Genomic DNA, 18,094 nt, shown 5'->3' with positions numbered 1-18,094 from the left:
GCAACCAGTACGTTACAACAACTGGATCAGTCCTGTGTTGAGAAGTCCAGTTCCGAATACTCGTACGTGTAGCACTTGATCCCCTTCTCCTCACAGTGCTTCACAAGCTCTCCCGGCGATACGTCCTCCGCCTCGAAATCACCCAAGAATGCGACTGACACGTTGTCATCGCCACGCTCCTCAGAGCCTTCCACCACGACGGCCGTGTTCGGATCGCTATGGCTGGTCTTGATTACCTGGTCACCCGGCACATATGGGTTCTCCGCGAACGCGAGATTCTCGTGTTTGTACGTCCAGAGCTTGATGTCTTGGTCGTCACAGTACGACGCGAGGATCGCGGGGTGGTAGTCACGCCACGCACCCGGTCCCTCGTTGAGCGAACTCGGGAATGCGACCCGCACCGCTTCCCCGTCCATTTCGTGTCCGAACGCCCCGGTGTTCTGCTCCGGCGGCAGCACCTCGACGACGATTCCCGCCGACGGCTCCGCGTCGCCGGCCTTCACCACTCGATCTCCTGGCGAGAACGGGTTCTCTGGCTTCTGGTTCATGTGAGCGGTGTTAGGCCCGAGGTCGAGCAACTCGTTCATCGGCCGAGCCGCGAGGTGGTCGAGTTTTTCCGGAGAGTCCCCGGAGAAGGCCGCCTCCGTTTCGACCTTCGACCTTAGCGTCTCGAGGCGCTCCCACCCGAGTAGCATCAGACTGTCCTCGTTGTCCCGGTGCCAGACCATCACCACGATGTCGTCATCGGGGTCCCGTTCGACGAGGGACTCGGGAAGAAACGCGGAGACGTCCCGTGAGGACTTCACGTCGACGGTGTATCCGAACACCTCGAAATCGTGTCCGGAGAAGCTCTCGGGGTTACACCGCCGGATCGCCTCCTCGTTTTCCCACTCCCACATCTCGACGGGGAGGTACTCGCGACAGAACTGCTCGAACGCGAGCTCGCCGAGGTTGCCGATCCGCTTGACATCCAGGTCGTCGGCTCCCTGAATGACCGCCTGGTGGTGAGCGCGTTCGTGGTCGATCTCGTCCGGGGTGAACCGATACATTACCTGTGTATCAGACACCGTATAGAAATATCTTCAGAATGAAATATCATATCAAAGAACTGGGAGAACGAAACGGTGTTTGGATCCCGGCTTCCGACGACTACGTCTGATTCGTTGTGTGATTCTTTCCAGACCTACGCCGCATTGAGGTAGTCATCGGGAGGATACCCGGCCTTCGAGACGAGCTTTCGTGCGTCCTTCCGGACGACTTGGTTCGCTGGGCGTTCTTCGTGTGTCCGGATGTGCTCCTTGATCGAGGCTGCCACCTCGTCCATCAGATCTGGCCCCGCAATATCGAGCACGCTATCGAGCGTTTTCCGATAGCCGGTCTCCGATGCCGGGAAGCCCTGACGGGAGCCGAGCACCTCGTCGTTTACCGACGCGATCTCGTACAGATGGCCGTTACGGCGGAGCTCCGCGTCTCGTTCCATTACTGGCCGATAGAACGGAACCGGGTATATAATCGGGGATCGCCAACCTGGAGCCGATCCCGATCGCCTTGAGCAGCAATCCGAGGATTGCCAATTCGCCCATTTGCCGGATTTCCTTTAGCCAGGATCCCCGGGTGGCTCATCTGCTCCGTCTCGCGATCGCTTTTGCCCCGGAACCCACAGTTGCCATCGACGCTAATCCGCGGTTCGGTTATCGCGGGATTCTGGAAATAGTCTGCGAATCGCTCACGACGACGGTCGTCTTTTGTGGAGTTCTCCCGAACCAGACCGACCCGGCACGAACAAGCCACCAATCACCCAAAGGACTTTATCCCAACTCCGTCACGTGTATTTCACGAACCGCACGAAGGCGACGACCCCCGTCACGTTGCGTGACGAACTCGAAACCGTCACTGGGGGTTCGCCTTATATACACCCGGCCGCCGTCCTGTCAATTTGCCCCGTCAGGAAATGTGACGGGCGCGACGGGATTTGAACCCGCGGCATCTTGGTCCGGAACCAAGTGCTCTGTCCGCTGAGCTACGCGCCCTCACGACCGCGTACCCGCGGCGAGCGTTTAACGCTTCTGACTCGGATCCTCGGGATCGCACGACCGCGTCCGCTCCGGATCGACGCCGCCCTTGCGCGCGCCGTCAGTCGGTCTGCCGACTCCCCCTCCGCTCGGCCTCCCCTCCGTCGGCGTCGACCCCGCGGACCGCACGGCCGATCCACAGCAGCTCTGGACGGCGCTCGACGGCGGCCACCCAGGCGACGAGCGCCGGCGGCAACACCACCAGCGAGGCGAGGTACGCGAGCGAGATGCTCACCGCGGTCAGCAGCCCGAACTGCCCGAGGATGGGGGTGATCGCGAGCACGAGCACGCCGGTGCCGAAGGCGGTGGTCGCCATCGTTCCCGTGAGCGCGCCGCCGGTGCCGCGCAGGGTGGTGACCACTGCCGCGTCGACGTCGTCGGTGGCGGCGTACTCGTCGTGGAACCGGTGGGCGACGTGGACCGTGTAGTCGACGCCGAGCCCGATAGTGATCGCGAGGATCGTCGCGGTGAGCGCGTTGAAGGGGATTCCAGCGAGCCGCATCGCCGTCGTGAGCGTCGCGACGGTGACGGCCACGGGGAGGAGCGTGACGAGCCCCAGCGTCGGGCTGTCGAGGAAGAGCCAGAACAGGACGACGAGAAACAGCGCTGACAGCCCCAACGCGGCCGCCAGCGAGACGATCGCCGAGTCGAAGATCGTCTCGGCGACCGCCTGGAAGACGACGATCTGTCCGGTCGCCGTGGCGTCGCCGCGGTAGCGGTCGGCCACGTCGCGGGCGTCTGCGGTGACCGCAGCGTCCGATGCGTCGGACTCGACGTCGTACACGACCCGCGTCGAGCGGTCGTCGTCCGCGAGGTACTCGCCGGTGAACCCCTCGTACTCCGAGTCGCGCAGCTCGCCGTAGATCCGTTCGAGATTCCGGTTCGGGGGGCCGTCGTCGAGCGACGAGTCCGCGACGAGCCCCGCGAACTCGGTGTCCTCCTCGGCGTAGCCGTCGATCGCGTCGTCGACGCCGGTGGCGCTGGCGCGGCCGTCCGTCTCGATGAACGTCTCCGGCGGGTCGCGCTCGGCCCGCGAGAGGCTCCGGAGGGCGGCGTCGCTCGTCATCCGTCGCTCGACGTAGATCGTCACGGTGTCGTCCTCCGAGGTCGCGAAGTTCTCAGAGAGGAAGTCGATCGTCTCCGTCGCGGTGTACTCGCCCGGCTGAAGCGCCGCGGGGAAGTAGTCGACGTAGCCGGGCTGCTCGCTCGGCGGCAGGAAGTCGTCGTCGTCGAACGTCGTGTCGACGCCGGCGCCGTAGCCCGCGGCGCCCGCCGTCAGCAGGAGGACGACGACGAGGAAGGCGGCGGGCGCGGGCCGCGAGAGCGCGCTCAGTCGCGGGAGGAGCCGACCGAGCGCGGAGTCCGCGGAGCCGAGCGGTCGGGAGCCGAACGCGGGGATCGAGTTCGCGGCGCGCCAGCGGTCGACGAGCAGCTTCGCCGCCGGGAGGAAGCCGACGAAGATGACGAGCGTAAAGCAGATGCCCACGCCGGCGACGATCCCGAACTCGCGGAGGGGATCGAGCGAGCTGGTCAGGTTCGCGAGGAAGCCGATGATCGTCGTTCCCGCGATGATCGAGTAGGCGACGACGAGCTGACCGAGCGCGTCGCGCATCGCGACCCCGGGATCGCTCCCGGTCACCCGCTCCTCGCGGTAGCGGTTCACCGTGTGGATGCCGAAGTCGATCCCGACCGCGAGCAGGAGCACGGGGACGGCGATCAACACGTCGGAGAAGGCGATGCCGGCGTACCCGGTGAACCCGAACGTCCAGACGACGGTCATCAACAGCGCGATCCCGCCGAGTGCGAAGTCGAACGGGTCGCGGTAGGCGTACGCCAGGAGGCCGAGGATCACCGCGAGCGCGGCGGGGACGACGATGGCGAGCGAGTCGAAGATCACCCGCGCGAACTCGGCGTCGACGATCCCGCCCCCGAAGGCGGTGACGTCTCCGGGCGCGCCCTCGGCGACCTCGCGCGCCTCGGGCTGGAGCGTCTGCGTGTCGGCCGACGCCGGGAACGAGTGGGTCACGACCCCAATCGAGGCGGAGGCCGTTCCGGACTCGCGGTTGAAGTCGTCGGAGAGCAGCGTGTCGAACCCGGAGTCCTCGGCGGCCGCGTCGACGGCGTCGTCGATCTCCCCCTCGCTCGCGTCCTCGACGACGTCGCGGGCGTCGGCGGCGGTCTCGACGTCCCCGTCGATCTCGCTCGCGACGTCGATCGCCGGCGCAGACACCTCGCTGACGCGGAGGTCGTCGCGCTCCTCGATCCGCTCTGCGGCCGTCAACATGGCGAGCAACCCGCCGCGGTCGAGCACGTTGCCGTCGCGCTGGATCAGCTGGGTCGTCGGCTCGTCGTCGCCGAACGCGGGCTCGAACTGTTCGTTCACCCGATCGAGCGCGTCGGCCTCCTCGATCCCCTCGGTGAACTGGTCGCTGCCCGCCTCCGACTCGAGCAGCGCCGTCCCCGGCGCGAAACACAGCGTGAGCAGCAGACACGCGACGACGACCGTCCTCGGCCGCTCGACGATGCGGTCCGTGATCGCCCGGAAGGCTCGCTCTGCGCCGTTCATCTACCCGTCGCCGCGGTCTCGGAGCCGCTCGCGGAGCCGAGAGAGCGCCCGGTTCACCCGGCCGCGCTTCCAGACGGCCGCGGCGCAGAGCGCGAGTACGCTAAAAAGCGCGACGATCCCGGCGGGCGATCGGAGGAGACCGCCGTCGTCGTCGTCGACGACCTCGACGGGGAGCCGATGGGTGTCCGAGAGCTGCTCGTCGCCGGCGGCGTCGTCGTACCGGAAGTCGATCGCGGCCGAGTACGTCTTGGCCGCGGCGCCGCCGTCGACGTCCACCTCGAAGCTCACCGTCGTCTCCTCGCCGGGGTCGAGCGACGTGACGAACGCCTCGTCGTCGTCCGAGGAGAGCGGGTCGTCGACGAACAGCTTCGCCTGCACGTTCGACACCGGCTCAGAGCCGGTGTTGCGGACGACCACGTCGTACCGGGCCGTCTCGCCCGGGGCGATGCCAGCCGAGGTGACGGAGAGGTTCGACGCGTTTTCTCCGTCGGTCGACTCGTTCGCTCCGCCGCCCGACGCGTCCTCTCCGTCGGCCGATCCGTTCCCTCCCGCCGAGCCGTCGCTCGCCCCGGCCGGCCTGACCGAGAAGACGTCCTCCTCGGGGCGCACGTCGACCACGGTGTCGAGGGCGTCGGAGACGATCACGTCGTCGTCGAGCCCGCGGTACCGAACCGCGAGGTTGAGCGTCCGGTTGCCGGGGTTCGCGTCGGTGCGGATCCCGGCGTCGAACGTCGCGGTCGTCGACTCGCCGACCCCGAGGTCGCCGACGGTGACCCGCGTCTCTCGCGGGACGACGTTCGGGTCGGCCGGGACCGTCTCCGCGTCGACCTCCTCCGGCGCCGGCGCCTCGTTGTCGAACGCGACGACCGCGTCCTCGACCGGCCGCGGGCCGTCGTTGCGAACCTCGACGGTGAACGAGCCGTCCTCGCCCACCGTCAGCGAACTGTTCAGGGCCGCCGCGTCGAACGACTGCCGGGCGAGCGGCGTCACGCCGGTCCGAACCGTGCGGGCGCTCGCGTCGGCGCGCTCGGCGTCGCGGTAGTCCACGTCGAACTCCAGGGTGGAGGCGCGCGCGGTGGCCTCGGGGTCGGCGTCGAGCCGGTAGGTGAGCGTCCGGTTCTCGCCGGGCGCCCAGTCGTCGACGAACGTCTCCGTGGTCCCGGCCTCCGAGGTGAACGACAGGTCGGGGTCGATCGGGTTCGCCGCCACGCTGGCCTCGCGGGCGGTCTCGTTCCGCACGTTTCGCATCGTCACGTCGACCGTGCCGGTGTCGCCGGCCTGCACGGGCCCGTCGACGTCGACGACGGCGAACTGCGCGCGGTCGGTGATCTCGACGTCGACGTAGACCGTCTCGGTCTCGACGCGCTCGTCGCGCAGCGTCGCTCCGTTGTCGTCCTCGGCGTCGTAGACGTTCCGGTACTCCAGCTCGATCGGCACCCGGTACGTGCCCGGCTCGGCGTCCTCGTCGGGGACGACCGTGAACTCGATCGGACCGGTGACGCCCCGGGGCACGTCGCCGACGGTCTGCTCGCCGGTCCGGACGTCGAAGGGAACCTCGCGGTCCGTCTCGTCGCCGGTGGGGATCCGCGCGGTGGTCTCGTGGGCGGTCACCACCTCGCTCTCGAGGTCGTCGAACCCCTCCTCGCGCACGTCGCCGCGGTTGTTCAGACTCACCTGAAGCGTGGCCTCCTCGCCCGGAACGAACGCCGTCTCGGGCGCGAACGCCTCGATGTCGGGATCGCCGCTCACCGTGTCGTTAGCGGCGACCAGCGCCGTGCCGGCCGCGAGGAGACAACAGGTCAGCGCGACGACGACGACCGTCCGGGTGCGGCTCATGTCGATTAGTACGGGTAGACCGCCCCGACGTAATACCCTTCGGGAACCGATCGAAACATCGTATCAGTTTCTGTACCATTTTATGGGGCGAATCGATACGGAACCGTAGCTCCTGGCACTTACTGGCGCCCGTAGCCGACGTCGCCCGTACAACGACGCCCGCAGCGCGAAACGGCGCTCCGTTTCAGCGGCAGTCATTTATGTGTCTCCTCCGTCGCTCGTCACATGGAGTCGCTTCGCGACCTGGGGCTGTCGAGCTACGAGGACCGGGCGTACCGCGGGCTGCTCGGGCTCGGGAGCGGGACCGCCGCCGACGTCGCCGCAGAGAGCGGCGTCCCGAAGGGGCGCATCTACGACGCGCTCGGCGGGTTGGAGTCGCGGGGGCTCGTTCGCGTCCAGGCCGACCGAGAGCCGAAGCGGTACGCGCCCGTCGAGCCGGGGGTCGCCGTGGACCGGCTCGTCGAGGGCAAGCGCCGGGAGCTGGAGCGCCGGATCGAGACGTACGAGTCGGGGAAGGCGACGCTCGTCGACCGGCTGGCGGACGCGGAGACGACCGCGGACCGGTTCTGGACCGCCGCCGTCGGGGCCGACGACGCCCTGGAGCTGCTGTTCGAGCGCGTCGACGCCGCCGCGGCGTCGGTCGTCGTCGTCGCCACCGAGGTCTCCTCGCAGTTCGAGGTCGACCGCGAGGGGCCGGTCCTCCTCGACCGGCTGCTGGCGGCGATCCGACGCGGCGTCGACGTCTCGGTCCTCCTGTCGCCGTCGATGTTCGCCGCCGCCCGGGCCGCCGTCGACGACGAGCGCGCCGCGCTCACCGTCGCGCAGGCGCCCTTCGAGCTCCGGGTGACCGACGACGTGTACGGGAACTTCTATCTCATCGACGGCGAAGAGGTGTGCCTGGAGGTGTCGGACCCGCTCGCCCCGGACCGCCTGTTCGCGATGCTGTACCTGCGCGACCGCGGGTTCGCGACGCGCGTGCGCGACGGGTTCGACGACGCCTGGCGGGCCGCCGAGGTCGTCGACGACCTGTAGGCGGGAGTCGCCGTCACCGTCGCCGCCCTCTCGCTCGTGGCTCGCCGCCCTCTCGCTCGTGGCTCGCCGCCCTCTCGCTCGTGGCTCGCCGCCCTCTCGCTCGTGGCTCGCCGCTCACCGTCTCGCGGCCACTCGATCCCCTTCGATTATCTCCTGTGATACCTGCGGCACGCGAGTTTATACGCGGTCGACCGTAGCGCAGACTGAGAACCCGTGACCCTCCGCCCCCACGACGCCGACCTCGAAGCGACGAACCGGGCGACGCCGGCCGACCACGGCTCGGACCGCTTCGTGGCGGCCGTCGCCGTGGACGGCGAGGTGCTGTTCGCGGGCCCCTCCGTCCCGGCGGTGCTCGGCGTCGAGCGCAAGGCGCTGGTCGGCGGAGACCTGCTGGACCACGTCCACCCGAACGACCGAGAACCCGTCTCGGACGCGCTCTCCGCCCTCGCCACCGACCGCGCGGTCACCCACCGGATCCGACACGCGAACGGCGGCTTCGTCTGGGTCGAGTCCGTCGTCGACGAGGAGCTCGCCCCCGAGTTCGGGGGACGCGTCGTCACCGCGCGCCGCGTCGACGTCGACCGGACCTTCCCGGAGCGGTTCCGCGAGTTCCTGGAGTACGGCACCGACCTCGTCACCGTCGTCGACGCCGACGGCAGGGTCAGATACGAGAGCCCGTCGATCGAGGAGGTGCTCGGCTACGAGCAGGGGTCGACGGTGGGCCGATCGCCGCTCGGGTACGTCCACCCGGACGACCGAGAGCGCGTTACCGAGCGGTTCTACCGCGCGCTCAACGACCCCGAGGCGGCGCCCACGATGGAGTTCCGCTACCGGGCCGCCGACGGCGACTGGGTCTGGCTGGAGGCGCGGACGCGGTCGCTGCCGGACGACGCCGCCGTCGGTCGGCTCCTCATCAACTCCCGGGACGTCAGCGAGCGGAAGGCGCGCGAGCGTCGCCTCACCGACCGCAACGAGCGGCTGGACCGCTTCGCGAGCATCGTCTCGCACGACCTCCGGAACCCGCTGTCCGTGATCCGGGGATCGATGGAGATGGCCCGGCTGGAGGGCGACACCGAACCGCTGGAGCGCGGCGAGCGCGCCGTCGACCGAATCGACCAGCTCGTCTCCGAGCTGCTGACGCTCGCCCGACAGGGGTCCGGGATCGACGAGCCGACCGAGTTCGCGCTCGACGGCGTCGTGCGGGACGCGTGGACGACCGCCGGCGACGCCGACGCGACCCTCGTCCTCGTCGGGGACGCCCGGGTCTACGGCGACCGCGGCCGGCTCCGACAGGCGTTGGAGAACCTCTTCCGCAACAGCGTCGAGCACGGCTCGACTGGCAGCCGGACTTCGTCCGGCGACAGCGTCGAGCACGCGGCCCCCGAGGCCGACGACGGCCTCACCGTCGTCGTGAGCGCGACGGACGCGGGGTTTCTCGTCGCCGACGACGGTCCGGGGATCCCGGCGGACCGGCGCGAGGAGGTGTTCGAGCCCGGCGTCACGACCAGCGCCGACGGGACGGGATACGGGCTCGACATCGTCCGCGAGATCGTCGAGTCGCACGGCTGGACGGTTCGGCTCCGGTCCGACGGACCCGACGTCGACCTCCCCTCCCAGATCCCGCCGCCGGACGGCGCGTGCTTCGCCGTCGAGGCGCCGGGGCCCGGGGCGGTCTCGGGGACGGAGCCGTGGATCGACGGGTGAGCCGGTAGGCCACACGGTGGCGTCCGGCGGCGTCCGGCTCTGTCCCGTCGCGTTTATTTCTCCCGCCCGCCAATCCGGCCCGTGTCCCCCGTCGACGCGACGATTCGCCGAGTCGAGCGCGCCGACCTGCTCGGAGTGGTTCGGATCGAGCGGGCGTGCTTCTCGGACCCGTGGCCGTACGACGCCTTCGAGCGGCTGCTCGACGAGCCCGGGTTCCTCGTCGCCGAGCGCGGCGGCGGGGTCGTCGGCTACGTCGTCGCAGACGCCACGCCGAACTACGGCCGCGACATCGGCCACGTGAAGGACCTCGCCGTCCACCCGGACGCGCGCGGCGAGGGGCTCGGTCGGACCCTCCTCCGGTCCGCGCTCTCGCGGCTCTACGCCGGTGACGTCGCCGTGGTTCGCCTGGAGGTCCGTGAGAGCAACGCGGTCGCCCGGTCGCTGTACGCGGACGAGGGGTTCGAGCCGATCCGACGCGTCTCGAACTACTACCGCGACGGCGAGGACGCGCTCGTGCTCGTCGCCGACCTCGCGGAGTGGGCGACGGGGAACTGACCGCCCACGCGGCGATCGATTCGCCCGCCCTGCCAGCTCCGCCCTGCCAACTCCCCGGTCGCGTTCCGCGTTTGACAAGGCTTAGTGCCCCGGGGGCCAACCCCGTTGTATGAGTTCGGTTCCCGAACGAGCGGCGATCGACGAGGCGTACAAGTGGGACCTCCGGGACGTCTACGACGACGACGAGGCGTGGGAGGCCGCCTACGAGGCGGTCTCCGAGCGGATCGACGAGCTGGGCGCGTACGAGGGGCGCGTCACCGAGGACGCCGCGACGCTGCTCGAGCTGTTCGAGCTCCGCGAGGAGATCTTCCGCGAGCTCCAGCAGGTGCTGACGTACGCGCGGCTCCGCAGCGCCGAGGACACGCGAAACCAGGAGTACCAGGCGATGTCGGCGCGGGCGTCCTCGCTGGGGTCCGAGGCGTCGAGCGCGCTCTCGTACCTCGAGCCCGAGCTGCAGTCGCTCACCCGGACGGCGGTCGAGGAGTTCCTCGAGAACGAGCCCGAACTGGAGGCGTACGAGCACTACCTCGACGACGTGTTGCGGATGAAAGAACACACGCGCTCGGCGGAGGTCGAGGAGGTGCTCGCCGACCTCTCGGAGGTCACCGACGCCCCGAGCGAGATCTACTCGATGCTGACGAACGCCGACATGACCTACGGCGTCGTCGAGGACCCCGACGGCGAGGAGGTGGAGATCACGCAGGCGAACTTCACGAAGCTCCAGACGAACCCGGACCGCGCGTTCCGCGAGCGCGTCCACGAGACGTTCTACGACGAGTGGGCGAGCGTCCGAAACGCGGTCGGCACCTCGCTGGAGAAGGCCGTCCGCGAGCACGTCACCACGGCCGAGATCCGCGGCTACGACTCCGCGCGCGCCGCGGCGCTCGACGGCTCGAACGTCCCGGTCGAGGTGTACGACGCGCTCGTCGACACGGTCGACGACAACCTCGACGTGCTCCACCGCCACGCGGCGCTGAAAGAGCGGGCGCTCGGCGTCGACCGGCTGGAGAGCCACGACCTGTACATGTCGCTGACGGGCGATCAGGGCCCCGACGTCGAGTACGACCAGGCCGTCGAGTGGGTGACCGAGGCCGTCGCGCCGCTCGGCGAGGCGTACCAGGAGCGCATGGCCGAGGGGCTCGACTCGCGGTGGGTCGACGTGTACGAGAACCGCGGGAAGCGCTCGGGTGCGTTCTCGTCGGGCACCTACGACACCCAGCCGTACATCATGATGAACTACCAGGACGACATCGCCTCGATGTTCACGCTGGCGCACGAGCTCGGCCACTCGATGCACTCCGAGCTCGCGGGCGACGCCCAGCCGTGGCACGACGCGAGCTACGAGATCTTCGTCGCCGAGATCGCCTCCACCGTCAACGAGACGCTCCTGACGTACCACCTGCTCGACACGGTCGAGGACGACGCGCTGCGGACCCACGTGCTCGACGAGTACCTCGAGCGCTTCCGCTCCACCCTCTTCCGGCAGACGATGTTCGCCGCGTTCGAACAGGAGATCCACGAGCGCGTGGAGGCCGGCGACGCGCTCACGCCCGACGCCTTCGACGAGATCTACGGCGACCTGAAGGGCGACTACTACGCGCCCGCCGAGCTGACGGGCGGCATCGAGCGCGAGTGGGAGCGCATCCCTCACTTCTACTACGACTTCTACGTCTACCAGTACGCGACCGGCATCTCCGCGGCCGCCGCGATCGTCGAGCGCGTCCTCGACGAGGGCGAGCCCGCCGCAGCGGACTACCGCGAGATGCTGAAGGCCGGCGGCTCAGACTACCCCCTGAACGTCGTCGAGCTCGCCGGCATCGACATGGCCTCGCCGGACCCGATCGAGTCCGCCGTCGGGGTCTACGACGACTACCTCGACGAGATCGCGGCGCTGCTGGAGCTGGAGTAGACGATTCGAGGCGATCCGACGGACGGTGCTTTTCTGGTAAATGACGCGCGGTGGCGCGTGCCGACGAGGCTGGGGGGTGTGAGGCGCGGTGCTGTGCGAGATGGGAATTTGGAGGTGTTCTCCGACGATCTGCTGACGATTATTTATAACTGAGCGGCCAGGGTTTCGGAAGTCTTCACTACCGGTGCGCCGTCGACTGTCTATTAGCAATCTCCCTCCCGGCACCGATTTACCGCTCCCCTCCGACACACCGCGTAATGGACGAACGCGTACGCGAGCACGCGGCGGTGCTCGTCGACTGGAGCGCGCGGGTCGAGGCCGGCGACGACGTCGTCGTCAGCGTCGCGGAGGACGCCCACGACCTGGGCGTCGCGGTCGCCGAGGCGCTCGGTGAACGGGGAGCCAACGTCACGACGCTGTACGGCTCCGACGAGCTCTCGCGGGCCTATCTGAAGGGAGCAGAGGCGCGCGCGTCGAGCGACGGCGACGACGCCGACAACGCGACCCCCGCCTTCGACGACGACCCGGCGGTCGACCGCGCGCTCTTCGAGGCCGCCGACGCCTACCTCCGGATCGGCGGCGGGCGCAACACCACCGCGACCGCGGACGTGGCGCGCGCGACGCGGCAGGCGTACGCCAAAGCGAGGAAAGGGGTCCGCGAGGCCCGGATGGACACCGACTGGGTGTCGACGGTCCACCCCACCCGGAGCCTCGCCCAGCAGGCCGGAATGGCCTACGAGGAGTACCGGGAGTTCGTCTACGACGCCGTGCTCCGCGACTGGGAGGCGCTCGCCGACGAGATGGCGCAGATGAAAGAGATCCTCGACGCGGGCGACGAGGTGCGGATCGTCACCGAGCGCGACGCCGCCCCCGACACCGACGTGACGATGTCGATCGCGGGGCGCACCGCGGTCAACTCCGCCGCCTCCGTCGCGTACGACTCGCACAACCTCCCCTCCGGCGAGGTGTTCACCGCCCCGTACGACACCGAGGGCGAGGCGTTCTTCGACGTGCCGATGACGATCGACGCGACCCGCGTCCGGGACGTCCACCTCGTCTTCGAGGGAGGCGAGGTCGTGGACTTCTCCGCCGAGACCGGCGAGGACGCGCTCGCGGGCGTGCTCGACACCGACCCGGGCGCCCGCCGGCTCGGCGAGCTCGGGATCGGCATGAACCGCGGGATCGACCGGTTCACCGACTCGATCCTCTTCGACGAGAAGATGGGCGACACGGTCCACCTGGCGGTCGGCCGCGCCTACGACGCCTGCCTGCCCGCGGGCGAGTCGGGAAACGACAGCGCGGTCCACGTCGACATGATAAGCGACGTGAGTGCGCGCTCCCGGCTGGAGGTCGACGGGGAGGTCGTCCAGCGGAACGGGACGTTTCGGTGGGAGGAGGGGTTCGAGACGGACGAGTAGGGCTCCGACTCGATAGACTCCCGTTACCGCAGCGCGTCGAGGTCGAACTCGAAGGCGGCGACGGGGACCTCCAGGTCGTGTTCGACGAGGACCGCCGGATGGACCTCGCCGATCACGCCGACCCGCTCGCCGTCGATCTCGACCGCCGCGGTCCGGCCGTCGATGAAGGAGGGGTGCTCGGTCCGCGGCGTCTCCAGCTCGACCCCGAAGTCGTCGCACACCGCCTGCAGGCGACCCTTCGCGGCTTCGTAGGAGGCGTCGCGCCGGGCGACCGCGCCTGCGACGTGGCGGCGCTCGGCGACGTTCGTGTTCTCCGCGTCGTCGCGCTCGGCGACGAAGCCCACCTCCGCGACGTCCTGCGGGTACGCGTTGTGGGTGTTCCGCTCCAACAGCATGACGAGCGAGGGGATCGCCCACGTGCGGAGCTGGGTGTACTCCTCGCTGTACGGCTCCGTGATCTCGACGGGCTCGCCGCCGCCGAGGACGGCGCTCCCCGGCTCCACGCTCATCCGGTCGTAGTTCTCGGTCCCGCTCGTCATGTGGAAGTTGAGGAGGTCCTCGAAGCCGAGCCCGACGAGGCTCGTCCGGACCGCGTCCTCCAGCCGGGAGCGCTCGTGGCGGCCCCCGACCGTCCCCACGTCGGGGTAGCGCGGCTCCAGCTCGTCGAACCCGTACGCGCGTCCCACGTCGTCGACGAGGTCCAGCGGATGGAGCACGTCGACGCGGTACGGCGGGATCTCCACCTCGTAGGTCACGTCTCCGTCGAGCGCGTAGCTCGCGTCGAGGCCGGCGCGCTCGAAGCAGTCGACGACGTCCTCGGGCTCGAACTCGACGCCGAGCAGCGTCTCGATCCGGTCGTGCGTCACGGACTTCTCGGTCGTGTCGAGGTCCGGCCGAACCAACTCCGCCCCGTACTCGCTCGGGGCGGTCGCGCCGTCGGCGTAGTTCACCTCGACCGCCTCGATCGTCGCGCCGCGCGCCGACAGGGCGTAACAGACGATGGTGCACATCTTGTCGATCGTCCACTGGTCCGTTCCGGTGAGCTCGACGAGGAGATCGCGAGACTCCGTCGTCACCTCGGTCCGCTTTCCGTTGATCACCGGCGGGAACGAGAAGAGGCCGAGCTCGTCGTAGATCGCGGGGTACCGTTCCAGCCCCTCGACGAGGTCGGCGTACGTCCGACCCGTGTCGTGCTCGTCGAGCACCTCGTTCGGCGTCAGCTCGTCGTTCGAGTCGAGGGGGACGAACGTGACGCCGTCGGGGTCGACGCCGCGGTAGGTGATCGAGGGCTCCGCGCCCTCCCGAAGCGGCGCGCCCTTGACCATCGCGAGGTCGTGGATCCCGATCGCGCCCTTCGCGCGGCCGCGCCCCATCGTCGCGTGGAGCTTCTCCTGCAGCTGGATCAGCGAGTCGAGCGCCCCCTCGTCGAGGTCGACGCCCCGGATCAGGGCGCCGGTGACGTACGGGCGCTCGTCGGGCACCGACTCGTCGACCTCGATCGTCCACTCGGGGTCGTTCGTCTCGGGGACGTAGACGCCGCGGTCGTCGCCGTAGTGGTAGCGCAGCGAGCGCGCGACGCCCTCCACCGAGAGCCGGTCGAGCCGGTCCGGCGCGAACTCGAACTGGAGGAGCCCGTCGTCGGTCTCCCCCTCGAACTCTAAGCCGAGCCCGAACAGGTCCTCCGTGAACTCCGCGTCGCTCGCGTCAGTGCGGCCGGTGAGCCCGCGCAGCTCGTCGGTGTCGATGTCGACGACGGGCATCAGTAGCTCACCTCCGCGTTCCGCAGGAACTCGATGTCGGCCAGCGTCCCGTGGAGGTCGCGGATGTCCTCCGCGCCGGTGGTCAGCATGGCGAGCCGCTCCAAGGCGAGCCCCCACGCCATCACGTCGCAGTCGACGCCGAGCGGCCCGGTGACTTCCTCGCGGAAGACGCCCGAGTTGCCGATCTCGATCTCTTCGCCCGTCTCGGGATGCTCGCCGAACAGCTCGAAGGAGGGTTCGGTGTACGGGTTGTAGTGCGGCTTGAACCGGATGTCCGTGATCCCGAACTGCCGGTAGAACTCCTCGAAGGTGCCCATCAGGTCGCGCACCGACAGGTCCTCGGCCATCACCCATCCCTCGATCTGGAAGAACTCCAGCAGGTGGGTCGGGTCGAGCGTGTCGTTGCGGTACACCTTCTCGACGGAGAAGTAGCGCTGGGGCGGCTCCAGCTCGGCGCCGGCGATCCCCGAAAGGTACCGCATCGACAGCGAGGTGGTGTGACCCCGAAGGGCGATCTCCCGGGCGAACGCCTCCGACCACGGCGAGTGGTAGCCGTCCCCGTCCTCGCCCCACCCCTCTCGGTGAGCCGACTCGACCCGTCGGATCAGCTCCCTGGGGATCTCCTCCATCGGATCGACGTCCAGCGCGAACCGGTCCCAGTGGGTCCGCGCGGGGTGGTCCTGCGGCATGAACAGGCAGTCGTTGATCCAGAAGTCGCTGTCGGCGTGTGGACCCTCCATCTCCTGAAAGCCCATCCCCACGAGCACGTCCTTCACGCGGTCGGCGGTCCGGCGGAGCACGTGTTTTCGGCCCCCCCGCGCCGTCGGCGCGTCGGCCTCGACGTTGTACTCGGAGAACTCCACGTCGCGCCACTCGCCGCTGGCGAGCAGCTCCGGCGTGAGCTCCGAGACGGTCTCGGTCGCCTCCACGCCCGTCATCAACGCGTCGACGCCCTCGTCGGTGAGCGTCACCGAGCGGGTGACCGACTCGCCGCGGTCGACGAGCCCGCGGGAGTCGAGCTGGTCGAGGACCGACCCGTCGACGTCGGGCTCTGCGCCCGCCGCGAGCGCCGCGAGCGCGGCCGCCTCAGGATCGGAATCGGGGTCGGCGTCGGGGTCGACCGTCAGCTCGCCCGCGTCGATCGACCCGAAGCCCTTCCGCGCGAAGTTCGAGAGCGCGATGTCGACCTCGGGGCCGTCGAGGTCGGCCTCGCCGATGACTCGACCCATCGACACCGCCGACTCGTCGGCGTCGAGCGCGAGGCCGGCCCGGTAGAGCCGCGTCTCGGGGAGCCCGTCGTCGACGTAGCGCCACCCCTCGTCGGTGAGGTCGAGGGTTTCGGCTGCGTGCTCTGCGACCGCGAGGAGCCCCTCGTCGCGGAGGTCGAAGGCCGCGCCGACGACCGTCTCGGGCTTCAGCTCCGTCTCCGCCGCGATCTCGTCCATCGTCCGTTCGTCCGTCGCGCTCGCGGCTTCGAGGACCGCGAGCTGTCGTTCCGGGAGTCGCATTCGAGTTGTCTGCATACGCGTGTGGCTGGTTGGTAACGGTTCCGGCACGTCGCCGCCGCGGCACGTCGCATCTTCTCACCTCCGGTTTCGCTCCGCTACGGGCGTCCGGGGCGTCATCGCGGTGACCCGATGGCTCCGCTATCAGTTGGCACGCCGGCAGTATCCATCTTGAGAACTGAACGCGAGTGTTTATATATCGGTCCGTGAAAGACGCCTCATGAGCAGTGTTACGGCCGACGCTCCCGACTCCGGACCGGCTTCCGAGTCGGTGCGCGTCGACCACGGCGGTGAGGACTGGTCGCCGAGCCGCGCGGTCGTCGAGGCGATCGCCGCACTCGCCGGCGTCGAACCCTCCGCGCTCGCCGACGAGACGGGACTCGTCCTGTACGATCACGTCGAGCCCGACGCGCTCGACGCGCTCGTCGAGCGCCGCCCCGACCGCGACCTCGCCGTCTCGTTTTCCGTCGGCGAGTACCGCGTGTGCGTCGACCGCGACGGGGCCGTCGCCGAACCCGCCAGGTAGGACCGTCGAGCGTCCCGGGGCCTCAGCGTCCCGGCGTCCCGGCGCCTCAGCCCTCCTCTTCCGCCCGTTTCCGAAGCGTCGCGATCCGATCGCCGAGCGGAGGCTGCACCTCGAACCACGTCGACCAGTCGCCGGTCTCGGGCTCGACCCCCCGAATCGCGGCGACCCGCTCGAAGGCGTCGGCGACGCGTCCCGCCCCGACAGCGTCCGCGGCGCGGTCGTCGGCCGCGTACTGCACCCGTCGGCCGACCCAGAACGCCGCGATCCCGACCGCGACGAGCGAGGCGAAGCCCGCTTGGAACGGCACCGCCACGGTCACGATCGCCGCCAGAATCGCGAGCACCGCCGCGATCGCGACCGCTCGGAACTCCCCGTAGTGCGTCTCGACCCGACCGGCCTCGGCCGCGAGGAGGCCGATCGCGACGTCGTCGTCGAGCTCGTCGAGCACGCTCTCGGTGACGAACAGGACGCGTCTGCCGGGCGGTCCGCGGACCCCGACGTCGACCCGTCCGGTCCCCGTTTCGGTCTCGTCGACGACGGTCCCGAGGCCCGTCTCGATCGCCACCCGCTCGACGTCGAGGCCGGCGGTCCCGCGGAGCGAGGCGAGCCTTTCTCGCTCCGTGGCCGTCGGCTCCCGCAGGTCGCGGAAGCGGTCGGCCGCGTACAGCGGGCCGACCTCGACCGCGAGGAAGGCGACGACGGCGACGCCGACGAGGAACGCGACCGTGAGCATGGCTTCCCGTCCGCCCCCGATCGGGTAAAACGACCCGATGTCTCCCGCGCTCGGTCTCTCGGCTAGCGGGAGACCCGTCCGGCCAGCTCAGCGATCGCCCTCGCGGCGTCGCTGTCCGGCGCGGCGTCCACTACCGGCCGCTCCGCGGAGACGGACCGGCCGACTCGCGGGTCCGCCGGTATCACCGCCGCGGGCGCCCCGAGGGCGTCTGCGACGGCGTCGGTCGGCGGGTCCTCGATCACTCGGTTGACCGCGCAGCCGACGAGCCCGGCGTCCAGCTCGCGGGCGAGCTCCCGGGTCCGGATCGCGTCTGCCAGCGCGAACGCCCGCGGGGACACGACCAGCAGGCACGCGTCCGCGACGGCGAGCGGGACGCCGGCCTCCGCGCGCCCGCCGGCCGGACAGTCCAGGACGACGGCGCCGCGCTCCCGCTCGATCGACGCCACCGCGCCCTCCAGCGCCGACAGGTCGCAGGCGC

Annotated in this window: 14 protein-coding genes and 1 tRNA gene; 6 read left to right on the top strand and 9 right to left on the bottom strand. The window is 69.6% G+C overall.

All coding sequences use genetic code 11. The annotated features are described in order from the left end of the window. Positions 1-26: 26 nt before the first annotated feature. From U4E84_RS08520 to U4E84_RS08500, 5 genes are all read right to left on the bottom strand, one after another. The gene (locus U4E84_RS08520) at positions 27-1,049 is read right to left on the bottom strand and encodes a hypothetical protein (RefSeq protein WP_322531670.1); all 1,023 of its coding nucleotides are present in this window, start codon (positions 1,047-1,049) and stop codon (positions 27-29) included. Positions 1,050-1,183: 134 nt separating this feature from the next. Further along, positions 1,184-1,480 (bottom strand): hypothetical protein, encoded by a 297-nt coding sequence (locus U4E84_RS08515; RefSeq protein WP_322531669.1) that lies wholly within the window; start codon positions 1,478-1,480, stop codon positions 1,184-1,186. A 477-nt stretch (positions 1,481-1,957) separates the two neighbouring features. After that, positions 1,958-2,044: transfer RNA gene (locus U4E84_RS08510), tRNA-Arg, on the bottom strand. Between the two features lie 89 nt (positions 2,045-2,133). After that, a complete protein-coding gene (locus U4E84_RS08505) occupies positions 2,134-4,638 on the bottom strand; it encodes an MMPL family transporter (RefSeq protein ID WP_322531668.1) in 2,505 nt (834 codons plus the stop codon). Further along, positions 4,639-6,474, bottom strand: coding sequence for a CARDB domain-containing protein (locus tag U4E84_RS08500; protein ID WP_322531667.1), 1,836 nt, complete (start codon positions 6,472-6,474; stop codon positions 4,639-4,641). It lies immediately after the preceding gene. A gap of 225 nt (positions 6,475-6,699) precedes the next feature. Between U4E84_RS08500 and U4E84_RS08495 the strand changes: the two genes are divergently transcribed. The 5 genes from U4E84_RS08495 (at position 6,700) to U4E84_RS08475 (ending at position 13,092) form a co-directional block, all read left to right on the top strand. Continuing rightward, entirely contained in the window at positions 6,700-7,506 is an 807-nt protein-coding gene (locus tag U4E84_RS08495) for a helix-turn-helix domain-containing protein (protein WP_322531666.1), read from the top strand. A 291-nt stretch (positions 7,507-7,797) separates the two neighbouring features. Further along, complete coding sequence (locus tag U4E84_RS08490) at positions 7,798-9,210, top strand: PAS domain-containing protein (protein WP_322531695.1); 1,413 nt, start codon at positions 7,798-7,800, stop codon at positions 9,208-9,210. An 81-nt stretch (positions 9,211-9,291) separates the two neighbouring features. Then, entirely contained in the window at positions 9,292-9,765 is a 474-nt protein-coding gene (rimI, locus tag U4E84_RS08485; RefSeq protein ID WP_322531665.1) for a ribosomal protein S18-alanine N-acetyltransferase, read from the top strand. Between the two features lie 109 nt (positions 9,766-9,874). Further along, positions 9,875-11,674 (top strand): oligoendopeptidase F, encoded by a 1,800-nt coding sequence (gene pepF, locus U4E84_RS08480; protein WP_322531664.1) that lies wholly within the window; start codon positions 9,875-9,877, stop codon positions 11,672-11,674. Positions 11,675-11,931: 257 nt separating this feature from the next. After that, complete coding sequence (locus U4E84_RS08475) at positions 11,932-13,092, top strand: aminopeptidase (RefSeq protein ID WP_322531663.1); 1,161 nt, start codon at positions 11,932-11,934, stop codon at positions 13,090-13,092. 23 nt (positions 13,093-13,115) lie between these two features. Here U4E84_RS08475 and pheT read toward each other — a convergent pair whose 3' ends face one another. Together pheT and U4E84_RS08465 are read right to left on the bottom strand one after the other, a co-directional pair. Further along, entirely contained in the window at positions 13,116-14,852 is a 1,737-nt protein-coding gene (gene pheT, locus U4E84_RS08470) for a phenylalanine--tRNA ligase subunit beta (RefSeq protein ID WP_322531662.1), read from the bottom strand. Beyond that, positions 14,852-16,360, bottom strand: coding sequence for a phenylalanine--tRNA ligase subunit alpha (locus tag U4E84_RS08465; RefSeq protein ID WP_322531661.1), 1,509 nt, complete (start codon positions 16,358-16,360; stop codon positions 14,852-14,854). The genes pheT and U4E84_RS08465 overlap by 1 nt, the downstream gene beginning before the upstream one ends. Before the next feature lie 217 nt (positions 16,361-16,577). Between U4E84_RS08465 and U4E84_RS08460 the strand changes: the two genes are divergently transcribed. After that, positions 16,578-16,883 carry a HalOD1 output domain-containing protein gene (locus tag U4E84_RS08460; protein ID WP_322531660.1) on the top strand — a complete coding sequence of 102 codons (306 nt, stop codon included), beginning with the start codon at positions 16,578-16,580 and terminating at the stop codon, positions 16,881-16,883. 46 nt (positions 16,884-16,929) lie between these two features. Here U4E84_RS08460 and U4E84_RS08455 read toward each other — a convergent pair whose 3' ends face one another. Both U4E84_RS08455 and U4E84_RS08450 read right to left on the bottom strand, forming a co-directional pair. After that, positions 16,930-17,616: a peptidase gene (locus U4E84_RS08455; RefSeq protein WP_322531659.1), complete on the bottom strand. Its 687-nt coding sequence runs from the start codon at positions 17,614-17,616 to the stop codon at positions 16,930-16,932. 62 nt (positions 17,617-17,678) lie between these two features. After that, positions 17,679-18,094 (bottom strand): MinD/ParA family protein (locus tag U4E84_RS08450; RefSeq protein WP_369698424.1); only part of this gene is annotated, 416 nt, incomplete at its 5' end.

This window comes from Halorubrum sp. AD140 (genome assembly GCF_034497445.1).
Lineage (GTDB): Archaea > Halobacteriota > Halobacteria > Halobacteriales > Haloferacaceae > Halorubrum.
This window is presented reverse-complemented; position numbering and strand designations above follow the sequence as displayed.

Excerpts from the sequence above, each read along its gene's own strand:
- U4E84_RS08495 (WP_322531666.1), top strand. The coding sequence starts at position 6,700 with ATGGAGTCGCTTCGCGACCTGGGGCTGTCGAGCTACGAGGACCGGGCG.
- U4E84_RS08515 (WP_322531669.1), bottom strand. The coding sequence starts at position 1,480 with ATGGAACGAGACGCGGAGCTCCGCCGTAACGGCCATCTGTACGAGATC.
- pheT (WP_322531662.1), bottom strand. The coding sequence starts at position 14,852 with ATGCCCGTCGTCGACATCGACACCGACGAGCTGCGCGGGCTCACCGGC.
- U4E84_RS08465 (WP_322531661.1), bottom strand. The coding sequence starts at position 16,360 with ATGCGACTCCCGGAACGACAGCTCGCGGTCCTCGAAGCCGCGAGCGCG.
- pepF (WP_322531664.1), top strand. The coding sequence starts at position 9,875 with ATGAGTTCGGTTCCCGAACGAGCGGCGATCGACGAGGCGTACAAGTGG.
- U4E84_RS08505 (WP_322531668.1), bottom strand. The coding sequence starts at position 4,638 with ATGAACGGCGCAGAGCGAGCCTTCCGGGCGATCACGGACCGCATCGTC.
- U4E84_RS08475 (WP_322531663.1), top strand. The coding sequence starts at position 11,932 with ATGGACGAACGCGTACGCGAGCACGCGGCGGTGCTCGTCGACTGGAGC.
- U4E84_RS08455 (WP_322531659.1), bottom strand. The coding sequence starts at position 17,616 with ATGCTCACGGTCGCGTTCCTCGTCGGCGTCGCCGTCGTCGCCTTCCTC.
- U4E84_RS08500 (WP_322531667.1), bottom strand. The coding sequence starts at position 6,474 with ATGAGCCGCACCCGGACGGTCGTCGTCGTCGCGCTGACCTGTTGTCTC.
- U4E84_RS08460 (WP_322531660.1), top strand. The coding sequence starts at position 16,578 with ATGAGCAGTGTTACGGCCGACGCTCCCGACTCCGGACCGGCTTCCGAG.
- U4E84_RS08520 (WP_322531670.1), bottom strand. The coding sequence starts at position 1,049 with ATGTATCGGTTCACCCCGGACGAGATCGACCACGAACGCGCTCACCAC.